We start from the raw sequence: 25910 nt of genomic DNA, 5'->3' as shown, positions 1-25910 counted from the left end.
TCACTTTACTCTTATATTCGCTGTCAACGTTAAACGTCATTGACGCTTGGCTGACGACGGCGACGTTTCGATGGCACAGGGCCTTTATTGGCATTCATATTACTGTTAGCTACTTTATTAGCATCTTGCGGTTCGTTAGAACTTTGATTAGTAGCACTTTGACTACTAGCGTCTCGTTTAGCTTTAGTAGGCTTAGTACTTGATGCTTTAGCGGGTTTCGGCGCTTGAGTAATAGTGTTATCAGTAGAGTGAACAGCTGGTTTAGGCACTTTTTTTGCGTACTTCCCAGATGATTTCTCATTACTACTGGTGTCTATTGTCGTTGCTTCTTTAGCACTGCTAGCCTCTGCGACAATACCACTATTTTCAATCACAGTAGGCTGACGACGACGGCGCTTGTGCGGTATCGGCTCATTATTCATACTAACAAGTGCTGGAGACTGAGCAGCATTGCGTTCTTTATAAATAGTACTACGAGCATTGTTTGAAGACACCTGAGTATTCACTGACTCTTTTGGTGCATGCGATCTATTAGTTAAGTCACTCGCTTTATTAACAGCTTTTTCTTGCAGCTGCGATTGACTATCAGCCGATGCCTTTTTACTAACTGTTGCTTGCTCAAGCACTTTTTGATTAGGCGCTTTTTGCGTCGCTTTAGACAGTGCTTTATCTGAACCAGATAGCTGCTTTTTCAAAGGCGGTACGACGTTGCCGTGTTCTATGACAAACAATGGTGCAGGTTTCGGCGTGTGCTGCTGATTGCTACCATTATTACTGCTCGCCAAAGACAATTGCTGCAACTGTGCCAGCTCATTATTGTCTTGTGTGAGTTGCTGCAGGCTATAACTTTTACTATTAGCAGAAGTATGTTGACTGGCACGGCGACGACGTGATGGCACATTTGAGGCGTCATTAACCATTGCTGGTTTTGCATGACCATTACTCAGCGCTTTACCTTGATAGTCATTATCCAACTGACTTAACTTAGCATTATCATTCGAATTCTGTTGCTTTTGACGATTGCGTCCACGACCACGCTGACCTTGTTTATAAGCACCACGGCGGATATTTTCATCAAAGTCATCAATCGCTTGATCCTGCTGCTGCTCAGTCAAGGTTTGATAGCTCTGCCACCACTCGCCCATATCATTGGTCGATTCAGAAAGCGGATGCTCTGCATCGCCGCACTGCTCGCGCAATAATAAAAAATCAAAACCGGCACGAAAACGTGGATGCTCAGATAGCTGTACAATCTGTTTGCTACGCGGCGCGGCCAGCTTTGGCTGCAATATCCAGATATCACGAATAAACTGTTCAGCAAATTTTGGAATGGCAGTCTTGATACGTTGACGATCAATCACTTTGCCTGCTGCATGCATTTGTGCATCCGCAAAAGGCATATTGCGCTTTTTGGCTTTTTCTAGTTGATGTAAGTAGTTCTCCCACAGCAAAGCGGCATAAAAGAATGCTGGGTTGATACTTTTGCCAGCAGCAATACGTTTGTCGGTATTAATAGCGACTTGTTTAACTAAGGCACTTGGCTCAGAAGGCGGATAAATGATGAGACTATCAATCGCGCCTGAATCAAACAATAACGGTAATAATGGTACTAAATAACCACCGGTAAACATCTTTTGCGTTTCATCATACAGACGGTGCGGAGAGATTTGTTCAAGTAATGACCAGTTGCCATCATGGAACTGTGCGGCTAATTCGCTATCAAACTCAAAACCCAATTTTGCTTTGAAACGCAAGGCACGCAGCAATCTGACCGGATCTTCTTCGATACGAATCGGTGCATTGCCTAATAAACGGATAATTTTATTGTCAATATCTTCAAGCGCGTCGCAAAAATCATGAACTATGCCTTTAAGCGGCTGATAATAAAGGGCATTGATAGAAAAATCACGACGGGCAAAGTCTTGTTTGATATCACCCCATACATTGTCGCGCAGAATCATACCGTCTTGATTGGTATTAGAATCATTGATAGGTGGGCCACGGAAGGTGGCTACTTCGATAAGCTCACGCCCAGAGTACACATGCGCCAACTGAAAACGGCGACCGATAATACGGCAGCGCTTACCAAAGACGTCTTTAATCTCATGAGGCTTGGCATCAGTGACCGCGTCAAAATCTTTTGGACGCAGTCCTAGCAAGGTATCACGCACGCCACCACCGACGATATAGGCGTCAAACCCAGCTCGGGTTAGGGTTGCGATTACTTCGGTAATAGAATTGGGTAATTCAGATTTATTCAGTTCTAACTGCTTGGCGGCACGCTCGGCCATGCATCTACTCCTTGCCTTTTTTCTTAACCACCCTGACGAACACAGCGTCAATCAGGCGGATGTACGTGCTAGTTTAACAAATTTTGGCCATGGTGGGTGTATTTAGACAGTTACTTACATGCTATTTTGTCAATATTGGGGTTAATTAAAGTAAAATACAGCGATTAATCTTGCACGGTCAAACGTCCTCGATTTTTATCAACGGTTTTTGCGCCAATACCCTTTACCTTTGTCAATTCATCAACCGTTCTAAAACTGCCAAACATCTCACGATATAGGATAATGGCTTGCGCCTTATTGCTACCGATACCATGTAGCAACGTAAGCTCACCTTCTGTTGCTCGATTAATATTAATGATTGACTGCATACGTGCTTGATTTTGCGCTGTCTCTTGCGTCAATAAGTAGTTATAAGCACTTTGGGCATTATCAAAACACGGTGCTGCATTAGCAGCATTAATTGACGTAAAAATCATAGAAAGCATGCCCACTAAATAAAAACCCCTTTTTTGGAGTAGTTTAGGGAGCAAGGTAGCGAGTAAATACTTACTAGGTGCGTTCATGTTGTTTCGCCGTTTCCCATAACGCATCCATCTCATTGATATCGCTGTCTTCTAAACGCTTGCCAGCGGCAGCTAACTGGTCTTCAATATAGCCAAAGCGTGATTTAAACTTATGCACACAGGTCAGCGTTGCTGTTTCCGCATCAAGGTCTAATTTGCGTGCCACATTGACCAGCGCAAACATGCAATCGCCAAGCTCTTTTTCAATATCGGCAATATTATCTTGTATCTCGACTTTTGGCTTATCTAAAATCTCGGCCTTTAGCTCGGCAATTTCTTCATCGAGTTTATCAAAGGCGCCGCTGACGCCTTCCCAATCAAAACCCAATTTTGACGCCTGTTTTTGCACATCCTGCGCTTGCATGAGCGCGCTGCCTGCTTTGGTATTGTCCAAACGGCGCTGTGGTTTACCACGTGCAGCGCGGGCTTGTTGCTCCTCCTCCTTAATCTCATCCCAGCGTTCTTTTACCGCTGCTTCATCTTTAAGCGTTTCTGCTTCAAACACATGCGGATGACGGCGAATCAGCTTTTCTTGCAAAGTGGTAATCACATCACTCATATCAAAGCGCTCTTGTTCAGCGTACATCTGACAATGAAAAACCACTTGCAGCAGCACATCTCCAAGCTCGCCTTTGATGTCTTCATCATCATTACTTTGTACCGCTTCGCCGAGCTCATAGGCTTCTTCAATCGCATACGGAATTAAGCTATGATTGCTTTGCTTTTTATCCCACGGACAATCGCTACGCAACCGCGCCATTAAGGACAACAAATCCGCTAATTCGCCACTTGCTTCTGGCGTTCCTTGTACCGGTGTTGGCACTTTAACTTTATTTTTTGGGTTACTCATAAAAAAACACTCTTATACTTTTATTGGTTATTAAATAGAACCATATTAAGTTTATAACGATTTTGTCGTTAGTGTAGCATTGAACACTGATTAGCTTATAATTGAGTAATCTACTTAATTATCATCTCACTGCTTAAACGCAAGGATTTTATCGTTATGCCCACATCCGATACGAATAATGCCAGCTATGCGACTCAAACCCAGTTCGCACCGATTAAAATTGACTCATTTAAAGCTTACGATATCCGCGGCGAGCTTGACGTCAATCTAGACGAAGACATTGTCTACCGTATCGGACGTGCTTTTGCCCAGATTTTATTCGAGCGTTATAGCACAGCTGATGCCCCCTCTGACTTACAAGACGTAAAACCAGCTATCGTTATTGGTAGCGATATCCGTCATTCAAGTGAACAGTTAAAACAAGCCTCCATCAAAGGTATGTTAGATGCTGGCGTCGACGTTATCGATTTGGGTATGACAGGAACGGAAGAGGTCTACTTTGCTACTAGCTATTATCAGGCGTTGGGCGGTATCGAAGTCACAGCAAGTCACAACCCGATTAATTATAACGGCTTAAAACTGGTCAAAGAGTACTCAAAACCGATTAGCGCCGATGATGGTTTGGCAGAGATTCAAGCATTGGCAGAATCAGGGCAATTCATCACTGACAATACGTTAGGCAACCTACAATTACTGACGGATAAAAGCGCCTATATCGATCATGTAATGACTTTCATTGATACTGATAAATTAAAACCGCTTAAGCTGGTTATCAATTCAGGCAATGGCAGTGCAGGCCCTGTAGTTGATTTATTAATCGATAAGTTAGCACAAGCTGGCGCGCCAATTGAAGTGATTAGATTGCATCATGCCCCTGATGGCAGCTTTCCAAACGGCATCCCTAACCCGATGATTTTGGCTAATAGAACCGCCACTCAGCAGGCTGTGTTAGAGAATAAAGCCGACCTTGGTATTGCCTTTGATGGCGATTTTGACCGCTGTTTCTTATTCGATGAATACGGCGAATTTATCGATGGTAGCTATGTCGTTGGCATGTTGGCACAAGCCTTTTTAAATAAATATGCGGGCGAGTCGATTGTTTATGATCCACGGGTAATTTATAATACTGAAGCAGTCATTCATGAGCATAAAGGCAAAGCGGTTATTAGTAAATCTGGGCACTCATTTATTAAGCAAGTCATGCGTGATTCTGGCGCAGTGTATGGCGGCGAGATGTCCGCACATCATTATTTCCGCGATTTTTTCTACTGCGATAGCGGTATGATTCCTTGGCTGCTAACCATTGAGTTATTATCGATTACTGGTAAAACCTTGTCAGAATTGGTCAGCGGTTATATTAAAGCGTATCCAAGCTCAGGTGAGCTGAACTTTCATCTGACCACTCATGATGCGCAGGCGATTATTAGCGCTATCGAAGAGAAGTTTAGTGCCGAAAATCCAGCTAAATCTACCCTTGATGGCTTAAGCCTCAATTTTGGCGAATGGCGTTTTAACTTACGCGCCTCAAATACTGAACCATTAGTTCGGTTAAATATTGAAAGTCGCGGTGATAAGGATTTATTACAAGGCAAGACCCAGGAGATTCAACAATGGCTTGCCAGTAAAGGTGCTGTACCTGCTTAAATAGCTGCTGTGCTGAATAAAGACATTCTAAACTTATAAAGATAAAAAAAGCGCGTATTAATTTTATATTAATCGGCGCTTTTATTTAGCTTTAGTCTAATAACTATTTGTCTACTGAGCTTACTTTATACTTGATAGAAAATCTTATTTAGCGCGACCAATCCCCATATAGTCGCCGACTAGACCATCTATCTGCGTTCGTGACAAGGCATTTTGCGCATCGAATACGGGCATCGCTTGCTCATTAAGCTTAGCAATATCTAGTCTATTTTCTGGTAACCAACTGATAATAAAGATTGCTTGCGCCTCATTAAGCTGTTGATAAGGATTATTTATTAACTCCAGTAATGACTGCTGCTTATAAAGTGCTGCAAGCTCCGTTTGCGCTTTATCGCTATAAACCAGCGTACGAATATTATAAGACCACAATAATGCCAATAAAGGATGAATCGCCGACTCTGCCGTCCGTCCTGAGCCGGCTTTATAACTACCGCCCCAAATCATGACCGTTTTATTATCGATAAAACCATCAAAATATTGCCAAAATTTGCGGAATATCAGCTCTTTTTGGTCTTCGTTGATATGCATAACCGATTGCAATAGCGGCATGGCCAAGCTCTGTGCTTGACTTGATTGTTGTAGCTGAAGCAATTCTGTCGGTAGCGTATTACCACCAAATCCCCAGCCCGCCTGCAAGTAGCTACTGCCCACGCGCTCATCAAGCCCCATGATATGGCTGACTTGCTGGATATCGACTTGTTGACTATCCGCCAAGCGCGACATCTCATTCATAAAACTGACCCGCGTTGCGAGCATCGCCATGATGCTACTACGAGCAAATTCGATAGTCGCGATATTGGCATAATGAGTAGCACGCGCATGCTGCATTAATGGCTGTAGTATACCCAAATGATGACGACTATTAGAGGTTTTTTCACCGAGTAGCCATAGTGACGGATTTAACATCGAGCTATAAGCGTCGCCATCTTTTAAGAAAACGAACGGTAGATAATAGACCCAAGCACGCTTTAAGCGCTGAGACAATGCATCTATAGTGCCAAGCTGCTTAATGCCACTCATCATGAGCGGTTGTGTCTGCTGTTGACTGTGATTAAAAGCGGTAAGCCAATCATCCTCTACCCATACCGAATCCACACTGTCTAAAAACAACCAATATAGGATTACTGATTTTGGTTGATTTACCTTTTGCTGCTCTTCGATAGCTTTCGTATTGCTATGATCTGCTACTTCATAAAGCTGTATAAGCCTATCAGCGTTATTAGGCAGCTCATAACTAACAATATGCTGTTGCTGCGTATACATTTGCCATAGTGCCTGCAAATGATGCTCAAAGCCATATTGATGTAGCTGCTGCGCCAATATCTCTTGGTCTGCGTATAAATGCACTTGCTGACCAAGACCTGCCAGTACGACAGCACTGGTCACCGCCTCAATACTATGACCAATAAGTACACAGACAGCAGATTCTTTTGCCAAATCGCTAAACGAATTGGATTCAGATTGGGGTATATTTTTATCCATAGTCTCGGCGCTCATGAGTGTACCTTTAGTCGTTATTAATATAGCAGCGCTCTCAAGAAAGCTGTTTGATGTGTTTTAATAGCTGATTGGTTGAGGTATCGAATGGTGTGTTGCCCTCTTGCTGCATCGCATCATGAACGGACTCTGCCATCTGCTTACCCATCTCAACGCCCCATTGATCAAATGGATTGATATCCCAGATACTGGCCATGACATAAACCTTATGCTCATAAAGCGCGATTAACGCCCCTAAGCTATGCGGAGTAAGTTCATCAATCAGCAAGGTTGTAGAAGGCTGGTTGCCTCGGTAGTATTTATATTTATCAGCATCGCAAGCAATTTGACCATCCGTTTCAGCGATAGCAGCATTACCAAAAGCCAGTACACGGCTTTGAGCCAAACAATTGGCTAAAGACAGTTCATGCTGCTGTTGTAGTGGCGTATTTTTTGCCTCATCACTGTAGCGACGTACACAAGCGATAAAATCACAAGAGACTTGCTGCGTTCCTTGATGTAGCAGCTGATAAAAAGCATGTTGGGCATTAGAACCAATTTCACCCCAAAGAATAGGACAGGTATCATAATCAATACGATCACCATGCTGGGTCACCGATTTACCATTACTTTCCATCTCTAGCTGAGTTAAATAACTGGGTAAATAGCTTAAGCGCCCATCGTAAGGCAGCACAGTATGAGCATTTACCTGCAAAAAGGTACTATTCCAAACTGCGATTAAGCCCAATAATACTGGCAAGTTTTCTGCAAAATCCGCCTGCGCAAAATGCTCATCCATACTATGCGCGCCTGCCAACAGCTCTTTAAACCCAGACATACCGATACGAATAGCTATGGCAAGACCAATCGCTGACCATAAAGAAAAACGACCCCCTACCCATTCCCAAAGCTGCAACTGGTGCTCAGGATGAATACCCCAATCACTCATTTTTTCACTATTGGCCGAGATACCGATGAAATGACGACGCAATACACTGTCTTCAGTGCCCGCACGCAGCTTTGCGGTTGCAAACAGCCATGATAGTGCCGTTTTGGCATTGGATAAGGTATCAATGGTACCAAAGGATTTAGATGAGATAATAAATAAAGTGGTTTCAGGATTTAGATGTTTTAGCAAATTATCCAGCTGCGTGCCATCCATATTGGAGACGAAATGGACCTCAACACAGGTATCTGCCCACTCATCAAGGGCAGTGGTTGCCATCAGTGGCCCTAAGTCAGAACCCCCTACACCGATATTAACAACATCTGTAATCGCTTTACCTGAAAACCCGCGCCATGTCCCACTGCGTACACGCTCAGATAAGCGTTCAACTTGCCCCAAACTTTGATGGACATCAGCGACTACATCTTGATTATCAAGTTGTAAGTTTGCTGTGGTGGGCAATCGTAGTGCAGTATGCAAAGCGGCACGTTCTTCACTGGTATTCACCATCGCCCCTTGTAGCAAGGACTGAATACGAGCAGACAATTCACAACTATTTGCCAGATTTAATAAACTTTCTAGCACAGTATCATCTAGACATTGCTTGCTGTAGTCCATATACAGCGCCCCACTTTGAGCACTAAAACGTTGGGTACGCGTATTATTTTGTGCAAACAAGGCAGCTAATGACCACTTCGACTCAGCTGCTGCCTTCAGCTTCTGCCAATATTTTGAATGGCGGGCACTGCTATAGACTTTATTGTCTTTTGTATCGTTCATTAACTACTCTTCATCGGCTAGTTGCTGCTGAGCGAAATATATAAAAGCTTGCATATAAGAGCGCATATCGCCAGCATCATAACTGTTACCACGCATGGTCGTGACATTGACACCATACTCACTGATAAGCGCATCAATAGCGTCAGTCAATTGGATCTCTCCGCCAACTGAGGCTTGGGTATTCGCCAGATAATCAAAAATATGATGGCTAAAGACATAACGACCGACGACAGCTAGTCTTGATGGCGCATCAGAGAGATTTGGCTTTTCTACAAAACCTGCCACTTTAAAACTGACATTCTCATCTGTTTTATCATCTATATCGCCCTCATCCATAAGCGCTTCACTTAATTGAGCGATACCGTATTTATGTACGTCTTCATCGGCTACTTTATCGACCAATATTTGCGAATGGTTATCTTCAGCAAAAGCGTCAATCATAAACGCCAAATTGTCAGCAGACATATCACCATTAAAAGGATCAAGCACCACATCTGGCAGCAGTACTGCAAAATCATGCTCACCAATGATTGGGCGTGCGGCAAGCACCGCATGACCTAAACCCAATGGCTGACCCTGACGTATCATCGATATAGTCACATCATTTGGTAGCCAGTTTAAGCTGTCTGCTAGCTCGTTCTTACCTTTAACACGCAATTGATTGTCAAGCTCGGCATTGAGATCAAAGTAATTTTCAATAGCACTTTTTTGTGCATGACCAACCAAGACAATGTGCTTAATACCAGCAGCAATGGCTTCTGCCACCACATAATGGATGGCAGGGCGATTACCAAGCGGCAGTAGCTCTTTAGGTACGGATTTAGACAATGGCAACATACGAGTACCAAAGCCTGCAACGGGTATCACCGCGTGAGTAATTTTTTTCATAAGGATTAATACATACTTAATAAGAATGGATAAGGGTTTGTTTTCTATAATACTTATATTGAGTTATAACCATTTGGATTTATGCTTTGCCAACGCCATGTATCTTGACACATATCAGTAATAGATAAGCTTGCCTTCCATCCTAATAATTCTTGTGCTTTATCAGCACTAGCATAGCAACTGGCAATATCACCAGCTCGTCGCCCAACAAACTGAAAAGGAATATCTTTAGCTGATACGGCAGAGAAAGCTCTAACTAACTCTAATACAGACGTTCCCTTACCTGATCCTAAATTGATCGGAAGAAAACCTAAGCTTTGCTTTTGCTGCTTTAGATAATTGAGCGCGGCGACATGACCTTGTGCGAGGTCCGTGACATGTATAAAGTCACGCACACCCGTACCATCGACGGTAGCATAGTCATCGCCAAAAATACTTAATTGATCAAGCTTGCCGACCGCAACTTGTGAGATATATGGCATTAAATTATTTGGAATATCATTGGGATCTTCGCCAATTTGTCCAGATGGGTGCGCGCCAACAGGATTAAAATACCTCAAAGGAATAAGGCTCCAACTGTTATCTGATAGCGCTAAATCTTCTAGAACATGCTCAACCGTAAGCTTACTCTGTCCATAAGGATTGGTACAGGAACGTGGAGAGTCTTCATTAATGGGCAGAATTTCAGGATCACCATAGACCGTAGCTGATGAAGAAAAGACTAGTTTTTTAACCTCATATTCAGCCATGATTTTAAGTAAGGTAATTGTACCACTCACATTATTATCATAGTACATCAAGGGTTTAGCTACAGATTCGCCAACCGCTTTTAAGCCAGCAAAATGGATCACGCCAAAAAATTGATGCGCGGCAAATACTTGCCTGAGTGAATCAGCATCACGTATGTCGCCTTCGATAAAGTCGATAGGCTGCCCAATAAGGCTAGAAACACGATTTACTGCCTCAAAACTGCTATTGGATAAATTGTCGTATATCACCACCTCGTAGCCTGCTTCATGCAGTGCAATACAAGTATGTGAACCGATATATCCTGCGCCGCCAGTCACTAATATTTTATTTTTATAATTTTCCATATTGATATCCAAAGCAATTTTCAAACAAAAAAAGACACCCCATTGTAGGGGTGCCTTCATTATTTTTCAACGTCATTTGAGTATTAACAGTCAGTTAGCTGCTGATACTACCAACCTGTCACTTCTTTTAGCTTCTCGCCCAATTTTGATGGGTCACGCGTGTAAGCAATACCTGCCGCTTCGAACGCTTTAAATTTATCTTCAGCTGTACCTTGACCACCAGAGATGATAGCGCCGGCATGACCCATACGCTTACCTTCAGGAGCAGTTACACCAGCAATATAGCCAACAACTGGCTTAGTTACATGGTCTTTGATATAAGCGGCTGCTTCTTCTTCAGCAGTACCACCGATTTCACCGATTAAGATAATTGCTTCAGTTTGTGGATCTTCTTGGAACAATTTCAATGCATCAATCTGGTTCATACCAGGGATCGGATCGCCACCGATACCGATACAGGTTGATTGACCAAAACCAAGTTTAGTAGTTTGAGCAACGGCTTCATAAGTCAAAGTACCAGAGCGTGAGATAATACCCACTTTACCTGGCAAATGGATATGACCTGGCATGATGCCGATTTTGCACTGACCTGGGGTGATAACGCCTGGGCAGTTAGGACCGATTAGACGTACATCGCCTGCTGTTTCAAGGTAGCGTTTGGCTTTAAGCATATCAAGCGTTGGTACGCCTTCAGTGATCACAACAATCAGCTTCACACCAGCGTCAATTGCTTCGATGATAGAATCTAGTACAAAAGGGGCTGGTACATAGATAACAGAAGCATCTGCTTGGGTGGCAGCCATTGCTTCAGACATGGTGTTGAATACTGGCAAACCTAGGTGCGTTTGACCGCCTTTACCAGGGGTTACGCCGCCAACAACTTTTGTACCATATTCGATGGCTTGTTCTGAGTGGAACGTACCATTTTTACCGGTAAAACCTTGCACCAATACTTTGGTGTCTTTATCAATTAATACACTCATTATCTTATCCTTGTATGCGGTTGTCTGGTAGGCGCTTGCCTATCCTGCCACGTTAAATGTTAACGTCGGTAGAATAACAGCAAACGCCTTATACTCTTGAGCAATTAAGCTTTAACAGCGTCAACAATTTTTTGAGCGGCGTCTGATAAACCTTGAGCTGAGATCAATTTCAGACCAGATTCTTCTAGAATTTGTGCGCCAAGCTCAGCATTGTTACCCTCTAGACGGACAACAACTGGTACTTTGACGTCAACTTCTTTGATCGCAGCGATAATAGCTTCTGCAATCATGTCACAACGTACGATACCACCGAAGATGTTGATTAGAACACCTTCAACGCTGCTGTCTTCAAGAATGATCTTGAAGGCTTCAACAACGCGATCTTTAGTTGCACCGCCGCCAACGTCCAAGAAGTTAGCAGGCTTGCCGCCGTACAATTTGATGATGTCCATCGTAGCCATTGCAAGACCAGCACCGTTTACCATACAACCGATATTGCCTTCTAGGGCAACATAGTTTAGATCAAACTCAGCTGCTTTAAGCTCACGCTCATTTTCTTGTGATTTGTCTTGTAGCGCAGCAATCTTAGGCAAACGATATAAAGCGTTTGAGTCAATACCAATTTTGCCATCAACACAAACGATCTCGCCATTTTCGCGAACCGCTAATGGGTTGATTTCAAGTAAATCAATGTCGTTTTCAACGAATGCTTGATAAGCACCAGACATCAATTTAACGAATTGATTGATTTGCTTGCCTTCAAGACCCAATTTAAACGCCACTTCACGCGCTTGGAATGGCAATAAACCAACCAATGGATCAATATTTACTTTAAAGATTTTTTCAGGGGTTTCTTCTGCAACTTTCTCAATCTCAACACCGCCTTCCGTTGATGCCATAAACGTCACGCGACGTGAAGAGCGGTCAACAACAGCGCCAAGATATAGCTCGGTTTGTACTGGATACATATCTTCTGCAACCAAAACGAAATTCACTGGTTGACCAGCGGCATCGGTTTGATACGTTACAAGGTTTTTACCGATAAGCTCATCAGTCACTTGCTTCGCTTCTTCACGAGTCTTAACCAGTTTCACGCCGCCCGCTTTACCGCGACCACCAGCATGAACCTGCGCTTTGATGACTGCGATATCAGTTGGGGTTTTGTCAAAAGCTGCCGCTGCTTCGTCGCCACTGTAGGCAATGATGCCTTCTTGAATTGGCAAGCCATAGCTTTTCAATAGCTCTTTTGCTTGATACTCATGTAAATTCATTGATTGAATCCTTTATTTTTACCATTAATAAAAAATGAAAACTCATACATCGTAGAATGCTCTACTGTATGTTAGACCAACTCATCATTCAAAATAGTCATTCAAAATAGCTATTCGAACAATGCGATGGTCATGCCATCATCTAATAACCATTTAAGACACTTAACATATCTTTATACAAATATTTTTAGCCGTTAAAATTATTTACGTTTTTTACGCTGAATCGCGTGAATGGCACGACCATCCGCAGACAATGCTGCTTCATGGACGGCTTCAGAGATCGTTGGATGCGCAAACGTCATCAACTGCAAATCTTCGATGCTTGATACAAATTCCATCGCAATCATACCTTGATGGACGATATCGCCTGCACCAGCAGAAATCGCATGCATGCCTAACAAACGGTCTGTTTTGGCATCAGCAACGACTTTGATAGAGCCTTGAGCTTCACTTTGAGCAAGAGCACGACCATTAGCTGCTAGGTTAAATGAACCTGTTTTGACTTCGTAACCGGCAGCTTCTGCTTCTTGCTCTGTCAAACCAACCCATGCGATTTCTGGATGCGTATAGATGACGTTGATGATAGTGTCATAGTTAACTTGAGCTTTTTCACCATGAATACGCTCAACAGCCATCATGCCTTCTTCCATGGCTTTATGCGCAAGCATAGGACCACGTACCAAGTCGCCAATTGCATAAACGCCATCAAGATTGGTTTTGCACTGATCATTGACATCAATCAAACCGCGTTCGGTCAATTGAATACCACTGTCTTCGCCAAGTAGTTTCTCAGAATAAGCGCGACGACCGACACAAACGATCAGCTTATCAAAGCTCTCTTCACTAGATTCGCCTTTGGTTTCACTAGTAACGATGACTTGATCGCCTTTCACTTCAGCATTGGTCACTTTGGTATCGACACGGATATCAAGACCTTGCTTTTTCAGCATTTTGCCTGCTTCTTTAGCGATGTCTTTGTCAGCAGCAGCCAAGAAGCTAGGTAGTGCTTCATATACCACAACTTCTGCACCTAGACGACGCCATACTGAACCAAGCTCAAGACCGATAACACCGGCACCGATTACGCCTAAACGCTTAGGTACAGCAGTGAAGTCAAGCGCGCCAGTAGAATCAACGATACGATCGCCGTCATTTTTGGCAACTGGAATATCAATCGGTACTGAACCAGCTGCAAGAATCACGTTTTTAGCAGTGATAGTCGTTTCTGCTTCATCAGCAAGGGCGGTAAATTTAACTTTTTTATCAGCACCTTTACCATCTTCTAATGTGCCCCAGCCTTGTAGCCAGTCAACCCCATTACCTTTCAATAACGCAGCAACACCGCCAGTCAACTGCTTAACGATGCCTTCTTTACGAGCAATCATTTGCTCGATATCGATAGCAACATCACCAGTAGTAATACCATGCTCATTAAGGTCGTGCTTAGTCGCTTCATAGCGATGTGAGCTATCAAGCAATGCTTTTGATGGGATACAACCGACGTTTAAGCAAGTACCGCCAAGTGCAGGCTCGCCTTTATAAACGCGTTTTTCGATACAAGCGACGCTCATGCCAAGCTGTCCTGCACGGATTGCTGCTTCATAACCACCAGGTCCGCCGCCGATGACGACTAAATCGTAACTGTCTTTCATAATACGTTCCTATTTTAATTTTAGTTTAATGTTAGGTATCATATAAACCAATTTTATCTCGTTAGTAAACCATCGACTTATCTGTTCGATAACCAATACGATATCTAAATGCTAGATAATAGATGCGTTTAAAAAGACGATAAAGATGGCTGCTGAGTATTCTTAGCTCATTGCTCATAAGATAGAACTGAAAAAGCTAAAAGGCATTAAAAGATAATCTATACAAAGCTAAAAAGCTTGTATCAGTCATTACTGATACAAGCCTAAAAACTTAAAGATCTAAAAGTAGCATAGTAGGGTCTTCAACCAATTCTTTCAGTGTTACTAAGAATTGTACCGCTTCTTTACCATCAATCATACGATGGTCATAAGACAGGGCAAGATACATCATTGGCAAGATTTTAACTTCACCATTAACTGCCATAGGGCGGTCATTGATAGCATGCATACCCAAGATAGCGGTTTGTGGTGGGTTCAAGATAGGTGTTGACATCAGTGAACCAAATACACCACCGTTTGAGATGGTAAATGTACCGCCAACCATGTCTTCTAGACCAAGTTTGCCTTCTTGTGCTTTACCACCAAATTCACGAATCTTGGCTTCAACATCTGCCATGCTCATGCGATCAGTATCACGCAGTACTGGTACGACTAGACCACGGTTAGAAGATACGGCAACACCGATGTCATAGTAACCATGATAAACAATATCATCACCGTCTAATGACGCGTTCACAGCTGGATAGCGTTTTAGGGCTTCAGTCGCCGCTTTTACGAATAACGACATAAAGCCTAAACGTGTACCATGACGCTTTTCAAACTGATCTTTATACTTGGTACGCATATCCATCAACGGTTTCATGTTGACTTCATTAAACGTCGTTAACATTGCCGTTTCTTGAGAAGCAGCTAGTAGACGATTCGCGATTGTTTTACGTAGACGTGTCATTGGTACGCGTTTTTCAGTACGCTCGCCAACTGCTTCAGCAACAGGACGACCACTATCAGAAGTGATTGAGCTGTCCGCTTTCAACGTTGGGTTTGACATGTCAGTTTTAGTCACACGACCGCCGCGACCACTACCTTCGACGTTTTTAGGATCTACGCCAGACTCTTTGGCTGCTTTACGAACCGCAGGGCTTTGATCTTTATGATCAGATTCAGCAGAGGCTTGTACTGGCTCGCCGCCATCTGTTTCTTGCTTAGGTTGTACTGGCGCAGCTGGTTGATCTGGATCAACGGCAGGAGCAGCTTCAGCACTGGCGCTAGCACCAGCTTCAAATTCGGCAATCAGCTCATCAGACAATACGGTGTCATCTACTTGCTTAACGATTCGGGTTACAACACCGTTATCAGGCGCGACCACTTCTAATACAACTTTATCAGTTTCGATTTCAGCTAATAGGTCATCACGGTTTACTTGCTGACCTTCAGTGACATGCCATTCAACGATTGTACCATCGGCAACCGATTCTGGAAAAACGGGGGCTTTAATTTCAGCCATCGATATACTCCTTAGATTTGGATATTACTATTTATAATTAAGTCGTGATAGGCAGTCAGTGCCATTTAAAATGTGATATTTAAATTGTCTTACTGGGTACTGACTGTCATCGCCTGATTCATTGATTACATACAATCTGTTATTTATATAAGCTATTAAATAGACAGCTCATCTACACTGATACCAAGACCACCAGCGATTAAATCTTGTTGTTGCTTAACGTGTAATTTTGCTGATCCTGTCGCAGGCGCTGCACTGGCAGGACGTGCAACTGGCTCCATCACTTTTGCTCTGGTTGGATGCGGTACAACAATACGGAACATATGTGGTGCTAAGTAATACCAAGCGCCTTGGTTCAACGGCTCCTCTTGCGTCCAAACGATTTCTTTTAAGTTGCTGTATTTTTCAATTTCAGCAATTAAGCGTTTTTCTGGTAAAGGATAGAGTTGCTCAATACGAACGATTGCTACATGGTCTAGACCTAAAGCACGGCGCTGCTCAAGCAAGTCATAATAAACTTTACCGCCACATAGAACCATACGAGTCACATTGTCCGGATTTTGCTGATCCATCTCTGGCAATACTGTTTCAAACTTACCATTTGCCAATTCTTCTAATTGAGAAGTCGCAAGCTTATGACGTAGCAAGCTCTTTGGCGACATCACGATTAACGGTTTACGAATCGGGCGAACCGCTTGACGACGTAGCGCATGATAAATCTGTGCAGGCGTCGTTGGTGTGATGACTTGCATGTTGTCTTCAGCACATAACTGCAAGAAGCGCTCAAGACGGGCTGATGAATGCTCAGGACCTTGACCTTCGAAGCCATGCGGCAATAACATGGTCAAGCCGCAAACGCGCTGCCATTTGGTCTCGCCACTCGCGATGAATTGGTCGATAACTACTTGAGCACCGTTAACAAAATCACCGAACTGCGCTTCCCAAACAACCAATGCATTTGGCACCGTGGTCGCATAACCATATTCAAAAGCTAATACCGCTTCTTCTGATAGCAATGAGTTATAAGTGGCAAAGCGTGCTTGATCTTCACTCAGGTGAGCAAGTGGCACATACATGCTGCCATCTTCAATATTATATAGCTCACTATGACGATGTGAGAACGTACCACGCCCTACATCTTCACCAGTAATACGTACCAGTACTTTATCGTTATCAACCAGTGATGCGTATGCCAATGTCTCAGCTGCACCCCAGTTCAAAGGCTCTTCGCCAGTTTGCATTGCTAAGCGCTGCTCGACCACTTTTTGTACTTGGCGCTGTAGCTTGTAACCTTCAGGCATTTGTGCCATGCGGCGACCATAGCCTTTCAACACTTCGATATCAACACTGGTATCCCAATCATCAACCAAATCGTGACCCAAATAAGGTTTCCAATCGACAAATAGCTGCTCGTTAGGCTCATTTACCAATGAATTGGCAACATATTCACCGCGATCTAATGATTCACGATACTCATCTTCTAAACGCGTTTCATCTTCTTTACTCAGCAAACCTTCTTCGATTAACTGTTTCGCGTAAATAGTACGAGTCGTTGGGAGCTTTTTGATCACTGCATACATGAGTGGCTGAGTAGCTGAAGGCTCATCTGCCTCATTATGACCGTTACGGCGATAGCAGAAGAGATCTATAATGATGTCTTTGTCAAACTCATGACGATAATCTAACGCCAATTGCGCGGCAAATACCACAGACTCAGGATCATCACCGTTGACATGCAAAATTGGCGCATGAACCATTTTTGCCACATCAGTACAGTATTCAGTTGAGCGTGCATCTTCTTGACGGCTGGTGGTAAAACCAACTTGGTTATTAATCACAATATGGATGGTGCCGCCCGTCGTATACGCACGGGTTTGTGACATCTGGAATGTCTCTTGTACCACGCCTTGACCAGCAAACGCCGCATCACCATGAATGACGATTGGCAATACTGAATTGCCCGTCTTATTTTCATGAAGTGGCTGATCATTACGACGTACTTGACGCGCACGTACTGAGCCTTGTAATACTGGCGCAACGATTTCAAGATGTGACGGGTTAAATGCCAACGCTAAATGCGCCTCCCCACCTGGTGTCATCACGTTCGATGAAAAACCATTATGGTATTTAACATCGCCTGAGCCCTTTTCTGGCTGAACTTTGCCATCGAACTCATCAAACAAATCAGCAGGGTTTTTGCCCAAGATATTTACCAATAAGTTTAAACGCCCACGATGCGCCATACCAATGACCATCTCTTTTGTACCATAACCGCCAGCACGTTGAATGATTTCATTGATCGCTGGAATAAAGCTCTCGCCGCCTTCCAGACCAAAACGCTTCACACCCGTATATTTACGAGCAAGATATTTTTCTAAGCCTTCTGCTGCCGTCAAACGCTCAAGAATAGACAAACGTTTTTCTGTATCAAAAGAGATATGACCTAGATTGGTTTCTAGATATTTTTCCATCCAGCGCTTTTCTGTGCTGGTGGTCACGTGCATATATTCTGTACCGATATAACGGCAATAGACGCGCTCCATGATTTCAATGATTTCATGTAACGGTGCTTCATTTTTACCGATATTTAGATCATTAGTCGGAAATACTGTATCAAGATCCGCTTCAGAAAGATTGTGATAAGGAAGAGTCAAATCCTCTACTTCCGCACGTGGATGCAGACTTAATGGATCTAACTGCGCACGGCGATGACCGCGACGACGGTAAGCTGAGATGAGTTGCTGTACACCCATTTGCTTATTGTCACCAACATTGTTGCTATGACTGATAGCCGAGCTACTGGTATCAGTACTGACCTTATTAGCCGTCTGGTTACGGGCTAACAATAAAAACTGGTCTTTAATGGCGTTGTGCGGCGCATCATTTGGCGATTTGTATTGTTCAAAATACGTTTGCCAATCACTGCCAACACTATTAGGATCTTCTAGGTATTGCTCGTAGAGAATATCAATATAATTGGCGTTATCAGCGGCCAACTCTGTTTGATCTACGCTCGCTGCTTCTTTAGTTATACTATTCATAATAATCGTCTATTTGATAGATAAATGAATGGAATCGTGCTTATTATTGTAAAATCTGTTGGATATAGGCGGCTTAGCTATTGTATAAATAGCTTTTTAACAATGAACAATCAACATAGAACACCATTCAAATTATTTGTGAACGTTCAGTTTTCTTATGTCGCTCGTCGCAAAACATTAATTTATATATAATGCTACAAGTTATAACTAGATTGTTATTTATAGCATTTTTTTCAAAATTTTTTTGTTCAGCTGGCTTATTTACAAGCCATTTCTGCTGGATAACTTGGCTATTGTAGCTCTACAATGGCTATTTGACAAATTATGCACTGCTGTATAGCGTAACATGCCTACCTTTACAGCCATAGTTTGTTTGTTCAATACTAAGTATTTACACAATGAATATCTATTATCACTTTACGCAATTCATAGGTGATTGACTTCCTGCATATTCACACATCACTGCTATGCATCCGTTTTAACCTCAGTATTATATACCTTCTATCATCGTCATTCACCCCTATAATCTTATAATAACCAAGCATTTTTTATGCTTAGCCATTACTACTTATAATTATATAGGCAGATGGAGCAGATAACAGGTTGTCTTACATATAAGCAACGTATTGTTAGCATGGCCTTACTTGCCATGATTATTCTGATGCAAATTCAAATCTTGTTCTAAGACGACTTAACAAGCATGGTGACCTTACGCTATTGTTTTGCTTATTTTAACGAATAAAAAACACCACCTTATCTCAGGTGGTGTTTTTTTATAGCGCTATTATAAAGCTAATTGAGCTTAAAAGGTATATTAACCTGCTTGATCAAGCAACAAATTACGCAGATGACCGATAGCTTTGGTTGGATTCAAGCCTTTTGGACATACTGATACGCAGTTCATGATACCGCGGCAACGAAATAAGCTGAATGGATCGTCTAAACGAGCCAGACGCGCGCGCGTATCACTATCACGGCTGTCAGAAACAAAACGATCAGCATGCAGTAGTGCTGATGGTCCTAAGAACTTATCAGGATTCCACCAGAATGATGGGCAACTGGTTGAACAGCAGGCACATAAAATACATTCATATAAACCATTTAACTTGTCACGTTGCTCAGGTGACTGCAAGCGCTCAGTGGCAGGCGCTGGCTGATCATTAATTAAGAATGGATGTACTTTTTCGTACTGCTCGTAGAATTGGTTCATATCAACGACCAAATCACGAACCACTGGCAAACCTGGTAACGGGCGAACGGTTACTTTTTCTGGCAAAGTATTCATGTTGATCAAACATGCTAGACCATTTTTACCGTTAATATTCATGCCATCAGAGCCACAGATGCCTTCACGGCACGAGCGACGGAAGGTAAGAGTTTCATCTTCCTTCTTTAGGCGTAATAACACGTCAAGCAACATACGATCTGAGTCTAATAGCTCAATCGTATAAGTTTGCATACGCGGCGCTGCGTCCAGATCAGGATCGTAGCGATAGATTTCGATGGTGCGAGTACCTCGGCTCATAATGCTAAACTCCACACGTCGGTGATGGCGGGCATACAAGGATTGCAACATAGTCGCACTGGCTATTAATCTGTACTGACAAGAATGATCAAATACTGATTAATAGAGCGCTGGCATGAGCTTGTAGCTGGCGGTCACCTTTTTAATAAATGAATAAAGGATAAAACGTTTATGCTGTCTATACACATCAGGCGCAAGGCGTCTGACTTAGTAGACACGAACCTTTGGCTCGATATAATCAACCGTTAATGGAATTTTACGAACCGGCTTATAGATAATCTTATTGCCTTCAGAATACCATAAGGTATGCTTCATCCAATCATTATCGTTACGACCGTTTGGTGCATATTCATCATCTTCAGGACGATCATAGTCAGAGACACTGTGCGCGCCGCGGCTTTCATGACGCTGGGCCGCCGATATCATCGTCGCTTTTGCTACTTCGTAAAGATTGCCCACTTCAAAGGCTTCAATACGAGCAGTGTTAAAGACTTGTGATTTATCAGCCAAATGAATTTGATCAATCTTCTCGCCTAGCGCTAGGATTTTTGCAACGCCTTCATCCATCATCGCTTGTGTACGGAATACACTGGCATGCGTTTGCATGGTTGCACGAATCTCATCGGCAACGTCTTGCGCATTGTAGCCTGAAGTTGACTGTTGCAGCTTGTCTAAACGACCGACTGTGTAATCAAGGACGCGAGGATCAAGTGGCTTATAGTTATGATCTGCATGATGGAATTCATCAACGATATGCTTACCTGCAGCGCGACCAAATACCAATAAATCAAGCAATGAGTTGGTACCTAAACGGTTGGCACCGTGAACACTGACGCACGCACATTCGCCAATTGCATATAGACCTTTAACCACGTTACCTTTGGCATATAGACCATCTTCATCCGTACCCGCTTCTAGATCCGGTACAATCACTTGACCATGAATCGTGGTTGGAATACCGCCCATCATATAATGAATGGTTGGAATAACAGGAATTGGCTCTTTCGTGATATCGACGTTGGCAAAGTTTTTACCAATCTCGAATACTGATGGCAGACGCTTCATGATGGTTTCAACACCCAAATGGGTCATATCCATCACGATATGATCAGCATTTGGACCACAACCACGGCCTTCTTTGATTTCTTGGTCCATAGAACGAGAAACCAAATCACGTGGTGCTAAGTCTTTAACCGTTGGAGCATAACGCTCCATGAACGCTTCGCCATCTTTATTACGTAAGATAGCGCCTTCACCTCGGCAACCTTCAGTCAATAGTACGCCTGCACCATGGACGCCGGTTGGATGGAACTGCCAAAACTCCATATCTTGTAATGGAATACCAGCACGAACCGCCATGCCAATACCGTCACCAGTATTAATATAAGCGTTGGTAGAGGCAGCAAAGATACGACCAGCGCCGCCTGTCGCTAGGACAGTAATTGGCGACTGGAATACCGCAACAGTACCAGTTTCTTGCTCAATAGCGATGACGCCATTGATGTTGCCGGCTTCATCTTTGATCAAATCAAGGGCAATCCACTCGATAAAGAATTCAGTACCTTGCTGTAGATTTTTTTGATAGAGCGTATGTAATAGCGCATGACCGGTACGGTCAGCAGCAGCACACGCACGTTGTACGGCTTTTTCGCCATAGTTTGAGGTATGACCACCGAATGGGCGCTGATAAATCGTGCCATCTTCATTACGGTCAAACGGCATGCCCATGTGCTCAAGCTCGTATACTACTTTTGGCGCTTCACGGCACATGTACTCAATCGCGTCTTGGTCACCCAACCAGTCTGACCCTTTAACGGTATCATAAAAGTGGAAATGCCAGTTATCGTTGCTCATGTTACCGAGACTTGCACCGATACCGCCCTGAGCTGCAACGGTATGCGAGCGGGTTGGGAATACTTTGGTTAAGACTGCAACCTTCATGCCGGCTTCAGCTAAGTGCAATGATGCACGCATACCTGAACCACCACCACCAACGATGACCGCGTCATAGTTTAGGGTTTTGATATTGCTAATGGTATTGTCTTGTCTAGTTGCCATTACGGTTTTCCTAATGCCTGTTAATACTTGCGAAGTAAATACAAGGACTGCTTAACCAGTCATACACTCTGAGCTGAATCATCGACTCAAAGCACGGATATGGATGATGTAATTGTATATAACTGGGTATCTAAGCCGCCTTCAACCACTTACTAAAATGTGCATATCTATCTGAGCGTTAAACAGCAACGACACCGAAGCCGTTACCCCAAAAAATCATGATGCCCCAGAATAAAAATACAAAAACGGCAATAATCATTAATGTCTGTAAGACCAAGCGTAGGCCAGCTGCGCTCGCGCCCAATTTACCGGTAGTGATATAGTCTGTGAACACGGTCCACATACCAATCCATGCGTGACCGGCTAACGCTAGAACCGCTATCAAGCTAAATAGACGCATCGGTAAGCTGGTCATAAAGTTTGACCATTCTGTGTAGCTCACATCGCCATGGGTCAAAAAGAAGCCCAATAGCACCACACTATAAACTGCTAAAACCACCGCACTGATACGTTGGACTATCCAATCACGTGAGCCTGAGCCGGTTAGACTGGTTGCACTTTTTATTCCTGAATCGTTTCTCATTAGAACATCACCCATACAAATGACGCGACTATTAATATCGCTGCAATTACAAAGCTGATCATAGAGGCAGCACGGCCAGATTTCAGCTCTTCATTCATGCCCATATCAGCAAATAAATGCTTCATACCCATCACAAAGTGATAAGCGATGGCGGCGACGAAAATCCATGCCAAAAAGCGCACTAAAACATTGTCAAAAACGGTTTCAAAACTCTCAGGCGATGCCAAAGAATTCTGCAATAACCACAGCATGACTGGAATAAGTAAAAATAAAATGATGCCAGAGATACGATGCAAGATTGAAGCAATCGCAATCGGTGATCGATTAACACTAATCACTTGGCTGAGGGGCAGATCAATAGGTCGGTTGCTTTTCACAGCGGGCATCCTTTTTGCGGTTATGTCTGGTAGTTACTTATGATTTAGCAATCGTCTGCCAAATACACTGAGCACCACACAAGACGAATAAAGTAAGGAAGGAAGAGCTAGCTGACGTCATTTAATTTGCGCTAAATCTGAAAGCATACGGAGATTGACATGGTCATTATGGGCATTCAACTATCGCTCAATAAACCCTTTCAACAATAAGCTTTCTACATATTAACAGACCACAAAACGAAGCACGGGATAAATCGATTAACTATTCTATTTTTACTGGTTCCCATTAACAAAAAAAAGAACAACGCCATGGAGTCATCTCTATGTTATCCTTTTTTGTTAAGGTAAACTTCACTGTAGGCTATTTAAAAATAGAACAGTTAACAAGAATATTCAAGCGATAAGCTCGGTCTTGGTCTACAAAGTGATTATTCAATCGTAACAAAGTATGAGTGGAGCAAAGCCCCTCACCTACTTTATTAGGACAAGTCATCAATTTGCGCAAAGCTAGTGCCAGTTAAATCCCTCTAATTATAAAATGACTGAGCACTAATTACAAATTTATCCCCTAAATAGTGGTTATTAGAGATTTATTAACAAAAAACTGGCTATTTGCAATATGAATTCATTAGTATTACTCAGGCTTAGTGACCTATGAAGCCAAACGAATGTATCAGCTAATGATGCTCTGTCTGTTTTATAGTAAATATTAGAAGATATCTCAACAGAGTACTTGGTTAAAACTGTCTCTTTACATTTAGGTTAATAATAATCATTACGCTATGATAAATAAGATGGTTTACAGTCAAATTACCTACTAGACATATTTTGATACAAAGTTTACAACCGATAAGCACTATTGGCGCACGTCTATTGGTGGTCTAGCAAGTAAAAGTCTTTTCAAAACTTAAGTAATAACTGCTAATATAGCCTGCATATTAAATAGGTCACATTCATTTTGGCCATTTGACTATTTATGACGCGAGGGTGTGCGTCACTATTATTTTTGTTCTAACAAGTTAAAACAATGGAGATTAAATTATGGCTGATAATCAAGCCACATTGACCGTAGATGGTAAGGACTACCAACTTCCTATTACTGAAGGTACTTTAGGGCCGTCAGTTATCGAAGTTGCTGCTTTCCAACAAGCTGGCTACTGGACCTATGATCCAGGCTTCATGGCAACTGCTCCTGTCGAATCGAAAATTACCTTCATTGATGGTGGTAAAGGCGAGCTATTGCATCGCGGCTATCCTATTGACCAGTTAGCAAACAATGCAGAATATCTAGAAGTGGCTTATGCACTGATTCATGGTGATCTGCCTAACGCTGAGCAAAAAGCCGATTTCTTTGAAAAAATTCGTAAGCATACTGGTGTTCATGATCAATTGCGTAAGTTCTTTGAAGGCTTCCGTCGTGACGCCCATCCAATGGCAATTATGGTTGGTGTCGTTGGTGCCTTATCTGCGTTTTATCATGAAGATTTAGACATCAGCAATGAAGAACATCGTGAAATTACCGCGATTCGTCTCATCGCTAAAATGCCTACACTTGCGGCAATGAGTTATAAATACTCACAAGGCGAACCGTTCATGTATCCACGTAATGATTTCAATTATGCGGAAAACTTCTTATACATGATGTTTGCCACACCTGCTGATGTTGATTATAAAACCAACGACGTTATTACGCGTGCTATGGACAAAATCTTTACCTTGCATGCTGATCACGAACAAAACGCTTCAACGTCTACCGTACGTCTAGCAGGTTCTACTGGCGCCAATCCTTACGCTTGTATCGCTGCTGGTATCGCCGCCCTTTGGGGACCATCACATGGCGGCGCTAACGAAGCCGTACTTGAGATGCTAGATGAAATCGGTTCAGTAGAAAACGTTCCTGAGTTCATGGAAAAAGTGAAAAGCCGTGAAGTGAAACTGATGGGCTTTGGTCACCGTGTTTACAAAAACTTTGACCCACGTGCACAAGTGATGAAAGAGACTTGTGACGAAGTACTAGGTGCATTGGGTATCAATGATCCTAAGCTTGAGCTTGCTATGGCACTTGAGAAAATCGCTTTAGAAGACCCGTTCTTCGTTGAGCGTAATTTGTATCCAAACGTTGATTTTTACTCTGGTATTATCCTTAAAGCCATCGGTATCCCAACGTCAATGTTTACCGTTATCTTCTCACTAGCTCGTACTTCTGGTTGGATCAGCCATTGGTTAGAGATGCACAGCGCACCGTTCAAAATCGGTCGCCCACGTCAGCTATACACTGGTGAAACGCAGCGCGATTTCGTTAAAGTTGAAGACCGTAAATAGTT

General features: G+C 42.9%; 18 protein-coding genes. 2 read left to right on the top strand and 16 right to left on the bottom strand.

Annotation, left to right across the window (positions count from 1 at the left end; translation table 11 throughout):
• Positions 1 to 29: 29 nt before the first annotated feature.
• From pcnB to mazG, 3 genes are all read right to left on the bottom strand, one after another.
• Positions 30 to 2291, bottom strand: a complete 2262-nt coding sequence (gene pcnB, locus PSYCG_RS00625; protein ID WP_020442505.1) for a polynucleotide adenylyltransferase PcnB — start codon at positions 2289 to 2291, stop codon at positions 30 to 32.
• Between the two features lie 164 nt (positions 2292 to 2455).
• On the bottom strand, positions 2456 to 2767 hold the full coding sequence (locus PSYCG_RS00620) for a ComEA family DNA-binding protein (RefSeq protein ID WP_227500748.1): 312 nt from the start codon (positions 2765 to 2767) through the stop codon (positions 2456 to 2458).
• Between the two features lie 73 nt (positions 2768 to 2840).
• The gene (gene mazG / locus PSYCG_RS00615; protein ID WP_020442503.1) at positions 2841 to 3704 is read right to left on the bottom strand and encodes a nucleoside triphosphate pyrophosphohydrolase; all 864 of its coding nucleotides are present in this window, start codon (positions 3702 to 3704) and stop codon (positions 2841 to 2843) included.
• 156 nt (positions 3705 to 3860) lie between these two features.
• On the opposite strand from mazG, the gene PSYCG_RS00610 reads away from it, so the two are divergent.
• Positions 3861 to 5348 carry a phosphomannomutase/phosphoglucomutase gene (locus tag PSYCG_RS00610; protein WP_020442502.1) on the top strand — a complete coding sequence of 496 codons (1488 nt, stop codon included), beginning with the start codon at positions 3861 to 3863 and terminating at the stop codon, positions 5346 to 5348.
• Positions 5349 to 5492: 144 nt separating this feature from the next.
• Here PSYCG_RS00610 and PSYCG_RS00605 read toward each other — a convergent pair whose 3' ends face one another.
• The 13 genes from PSYCG_RS00605 to sdhC all read right to left on the bottom strand — a co-directional run bounded on the left by PSYCG_RS00605 (position 5493) and on the right by sdhC (position 23595).
• Complete coding sequence (locus PSYCG_RS00605) at positions 5493 to 6905, bottom strand: UDP-glucose 6-dehydrogenase (protein WP_020442501.1); 1413 nt, start codon at positions 6903 to 6905, stop codon at positions 5493 to 5495.
• 37 nt (positions 6906 to 6942) lie between these two features.
• On the bottom strand, positions 6943 to 8610 hold the full coding sequence (pgi, locus tag PSYCG_RS00600; protein WP_020442500.1) for a glucose-6-phosphate isomerase: 1668 nt from the start codon (positions 8608 to 8610) through the stop codon (positions 6943 to 6945).
• A gap of 3 nt (positions 8611 to 8613) precedes the next feature.
• On the bottom strand, positions 8614 to 9498 hold the full coding sequence (locus tag PSYCG_RS00595; protein WP_020442499.1) for a UTP--glucose-1-phosphate uridylyltransferase: 885 nt from the start codon (positions 9496 to 9498) through the stop codon (positions 8614 to 8616).
• 53 nt (positions 9499 to 9551) lie between these two features.
• Positions 9552 to 10592, bottom strand: coding sequence for a UDP-glucose 4-epimerase GalE (gene galE, locus PSYCG_RS00590; RefSeq protein ID WP_020442498.1), 1041 nt, complete (start codon positions 10590 to 10592; stop codon positions 9552 to 9554).
• 107 nt (positions 10593 to 10699) lie between these two features.
• The gene (sucD, locus tag PSYCG_RS00585) at positions 10700 to 11575 is read right to left on the bottom strand and encodes a succinate--CoA ligase subunit alpha (protein WP_011512490.1); all 876 of its coding nucleotides are present in this window, start codon (positions 11573 to 11575) and stop codon (positions 10700 to 10702) included.
• 104 nt (positions 11576 to 11679) lie between these two features.
• Positions 11680 to 12846, bottom strand: coding sequence for an ADP-forming succinate--CoA ligase subunit beta (gene sucC / locus PSYCG_RS00580; RefSeq protein ID WP_011512489.1), 1167 nt, complete (start codon positions 12844 to 12846; stop codon positions 11680 to 11682).
• Between the two features lie 200 nt (positions 12847 to 13046).
• Positions 13047 to 14498: a dihydrolipoyl dehydrogenase gene (lpdA, locus tag PSYCG_RS00575; RefSeq protein ID WP_020442497.1), complete on the bottom strand. Its 1452-nt coding sequence runs from the start codon at positions 14496 to 14498 to the stop codon at positions 13047 to 13049.
• A 271-nt stretch (positions 14499 to 14769) separates the two neighbouring features.
• Positions 14770 to 16002, bottom strand: coding sequence for a 2-oxoglutarate dehydrogenase complex dihydrolipoyllysine-residue succinyltransferase (gene odhB, locus PSYCG_RS00570; protein WP_020442496.1), 1233 nt, complete (start codon positions 16000 to 16002; stop codon positions 14770 to 14772).
• Between the two features lie 155 nt (positions 16003 to 16157).
• The gene (locus PSYCG_RS00565) at positions 16158 to 19043 is read right to left on the bottom strand and encodes a 2-oxoglutarate dehydrogenase E1 component (RefSeq protein ID WP_020442495.1); all 2886 of its coding nucleotides are present in this window, start codon (positions 19041 to 19043) and stop codon (positions 16158 to 16160) included.
• Between the two features lie 814 nt (positions 19044 to 19857).
• Positions 19858 to 20568 (bottom strand): succinate dehydrogenase iron-sulfur subunit, encoded by a 711-nt coding sequence (locus PSYCG_RS00560; protein ID WP_011512485.1) that lies wholly within the window; start codon positions 20566 to 20568, stop codon positions 19858 to 19860.
• A gap of 207 nt (positions 20569 to 20775) precedes the next feature.
• The gene (gene sdhA / locus PSYCG_RS00555) at positions 20776 to 22626 is read right to left on the bottom strand and encodes a succinate dehydrogenase flavoprotein subunit (RefSeq protein ID WP_011512484.1); all 1851 of its coding nucleotides are present in this window, start codon (positions 22624 to 22626) and stop codon (positions 20776 to 20778) included.
• A 178-nt stretch (positions 22627 to 22804) separates the two neighbouring features.
• Positions 22805 to 23191 (bottom strand): succinate dehydrogenase, hydrophobic membrane anchor protein, encoded by a 387-nt coding sequence (sdhD, locus tag PSYCG_RS00550; protein ID WP_041772361.1) that lies wholly within the window; start codon positions 23189 to 23191, stop codon positions 22805 to 22807.
• Positions 23192 to 23208: 17 nt separating this feature from the next.
• Positions 23209 to 23595, bottom strand: coding sequence for a succinate dehydrogenase, cytochrome b556 subunit (gene sdhC / locus PSYCG_RS00545; protein WP_011512482.1), 387 nt, complete (start codon positions 23593 to 23595; stop codon positions 23209 to 23211).
• A gap of 1032 nt (positions 23596 to 24627) precedes the next feature.
• On the opposite strand from sdhC, the gene gltA reads away from it, so the two are divergent.
• Positions 24628 to 25908: a citrate synthase gene (gene gltA, locus PSYCG_RS00540; protein WP_011512481.1), complete on the top strand. Its 1281-nt coding sequence runs from the start codon at positions 24628 to 24630 to the stop codon at positions 25906 to 25908.
• Positions 25909 to 25910 lie beyond the last annotated feature (2 nt).

The organism is Psychrobacter sp. G (genome assembly GCF_000418305.1).
Classification (GTDB): domain Bacteria; phylum Pseudomonadota; class Gammaproteobacteria; order Pseudomonadales; family Moraxellaceae; genus Psychrobacter; species Psychrobacter cryohalolentis.
Note: the sequence above shows the minus strand (reverse complement) of the source record. Positions and strands in the feature narration are given on the sequence as shown.

Coding starts and splice junctions, on each gene's coding strand:
- pcnB (WP_020442505.1), bottom strand. CDS start 2,291: ATGGCCGAGCGTGCCGCCAAGCAGTTAGAACTGAATAAATCTGAATTA.
- mazG (WP_020442503.1), bottom strand. CDS start 3,704: ATGAGTAACCCAAAAAATAAAGTTAAAGTGCCAACACCGGTACAAGGA.
- sucC (WP_011512489.1), bottom strand. CDS start 12,846: ATGAATTTACATGAGTATCAAGCAAAAGAGCTATTGAAAAGCTATGGC.
- PSYCG_RS00560 (WP_011512485.1), bottom strand. CDS start 20,568: ATGAGCCGAGGTACTCGCACCATCGAAATCTATCGCTACGATCCTGAT.
- galE (WP_020442498.1), bottom strand. CDS start 10,592: ATGGAAAATTATAAAAATAAAATATTAGTGACTGGCGGCGCAGGATAT.
- lpdA (WP_020442497.1), bottom strand. CDS start 14,498: ATGAAAGACAGTTACGATTTAGTCGTCATCGGCGGCGGACCTGGTGGT.
- PSYCG_RS00620 (WP_227500748.1), bottom strand. CDS start 2,767: ATGATTTTTACGTCAATTAATGCTGCTAATGCAGCACCGTGTTTTGAT.
- odhB (WP_020442496.1), bottom strand. CDS start 16,002: ATGGCTGAAATTAAAGCCCCCGTTTTTCCAGAATCGGTTGCCGATGGT.
- PSYCG_RS00605 (WP_020442501.1), bottom strand. CDS start 6,905: ATGAGCGCCGAGACTATGGATAAAAATATACCCCAATCTGAATCCAAT.
- sdhA (WP_011512484.1), bottom strand. CDS start 22,626: ATGGCAACTAGACAAGACAATACCATTAGCAATATCAAAACCCTAAAC.
- sdhC (WP_011512482.1), bottom strand. CDS start 23,595: ATGCCCGCTGTGAAAAGCAACCGACCTATTGATCTGCCCCTCAGCCAA.
- pgi (WP_020442500.1), bottom strand. CDS start 8,610: ATGAACGATACAAAAGACAATAAAGTCTATAGCAGTGCCCGCCATTCA.
- PSYCG_RS00595 (WP_020442499.1), bottom strand. CDS start 9,498: ATGAAAAAAATTACTCACGCGGTGATACCCGTTGCAGGCTTTGGTACT.
- PSYCG_RS00610 (WP_020442502.1), top strand. CDS start 3,861: ATGCCCACATCCGATACGAATAATGCCAGCTATGCGACTCAAACCCAG.
- PSYCG_RS00565 (WP_020442495.1), bottom strand. CDS start 19,043: ATGAATAGTATAACTAAAGAAGCAGCGAGCGTAGATCAAACAGAGTTG.
- gltA (WP_011512481.1), top strand. CDS start 24,628: ATGGCTGATAATCAAGCCACATTGACCGTAGATGGTAAGGACTACCAA.
- sucD (WP_011512490.1), bottom strand. CDS start 11,575: ATGAGTGTATTAATTGATAAAGACACCAAAGTATTGGTGCAAGGTTTT.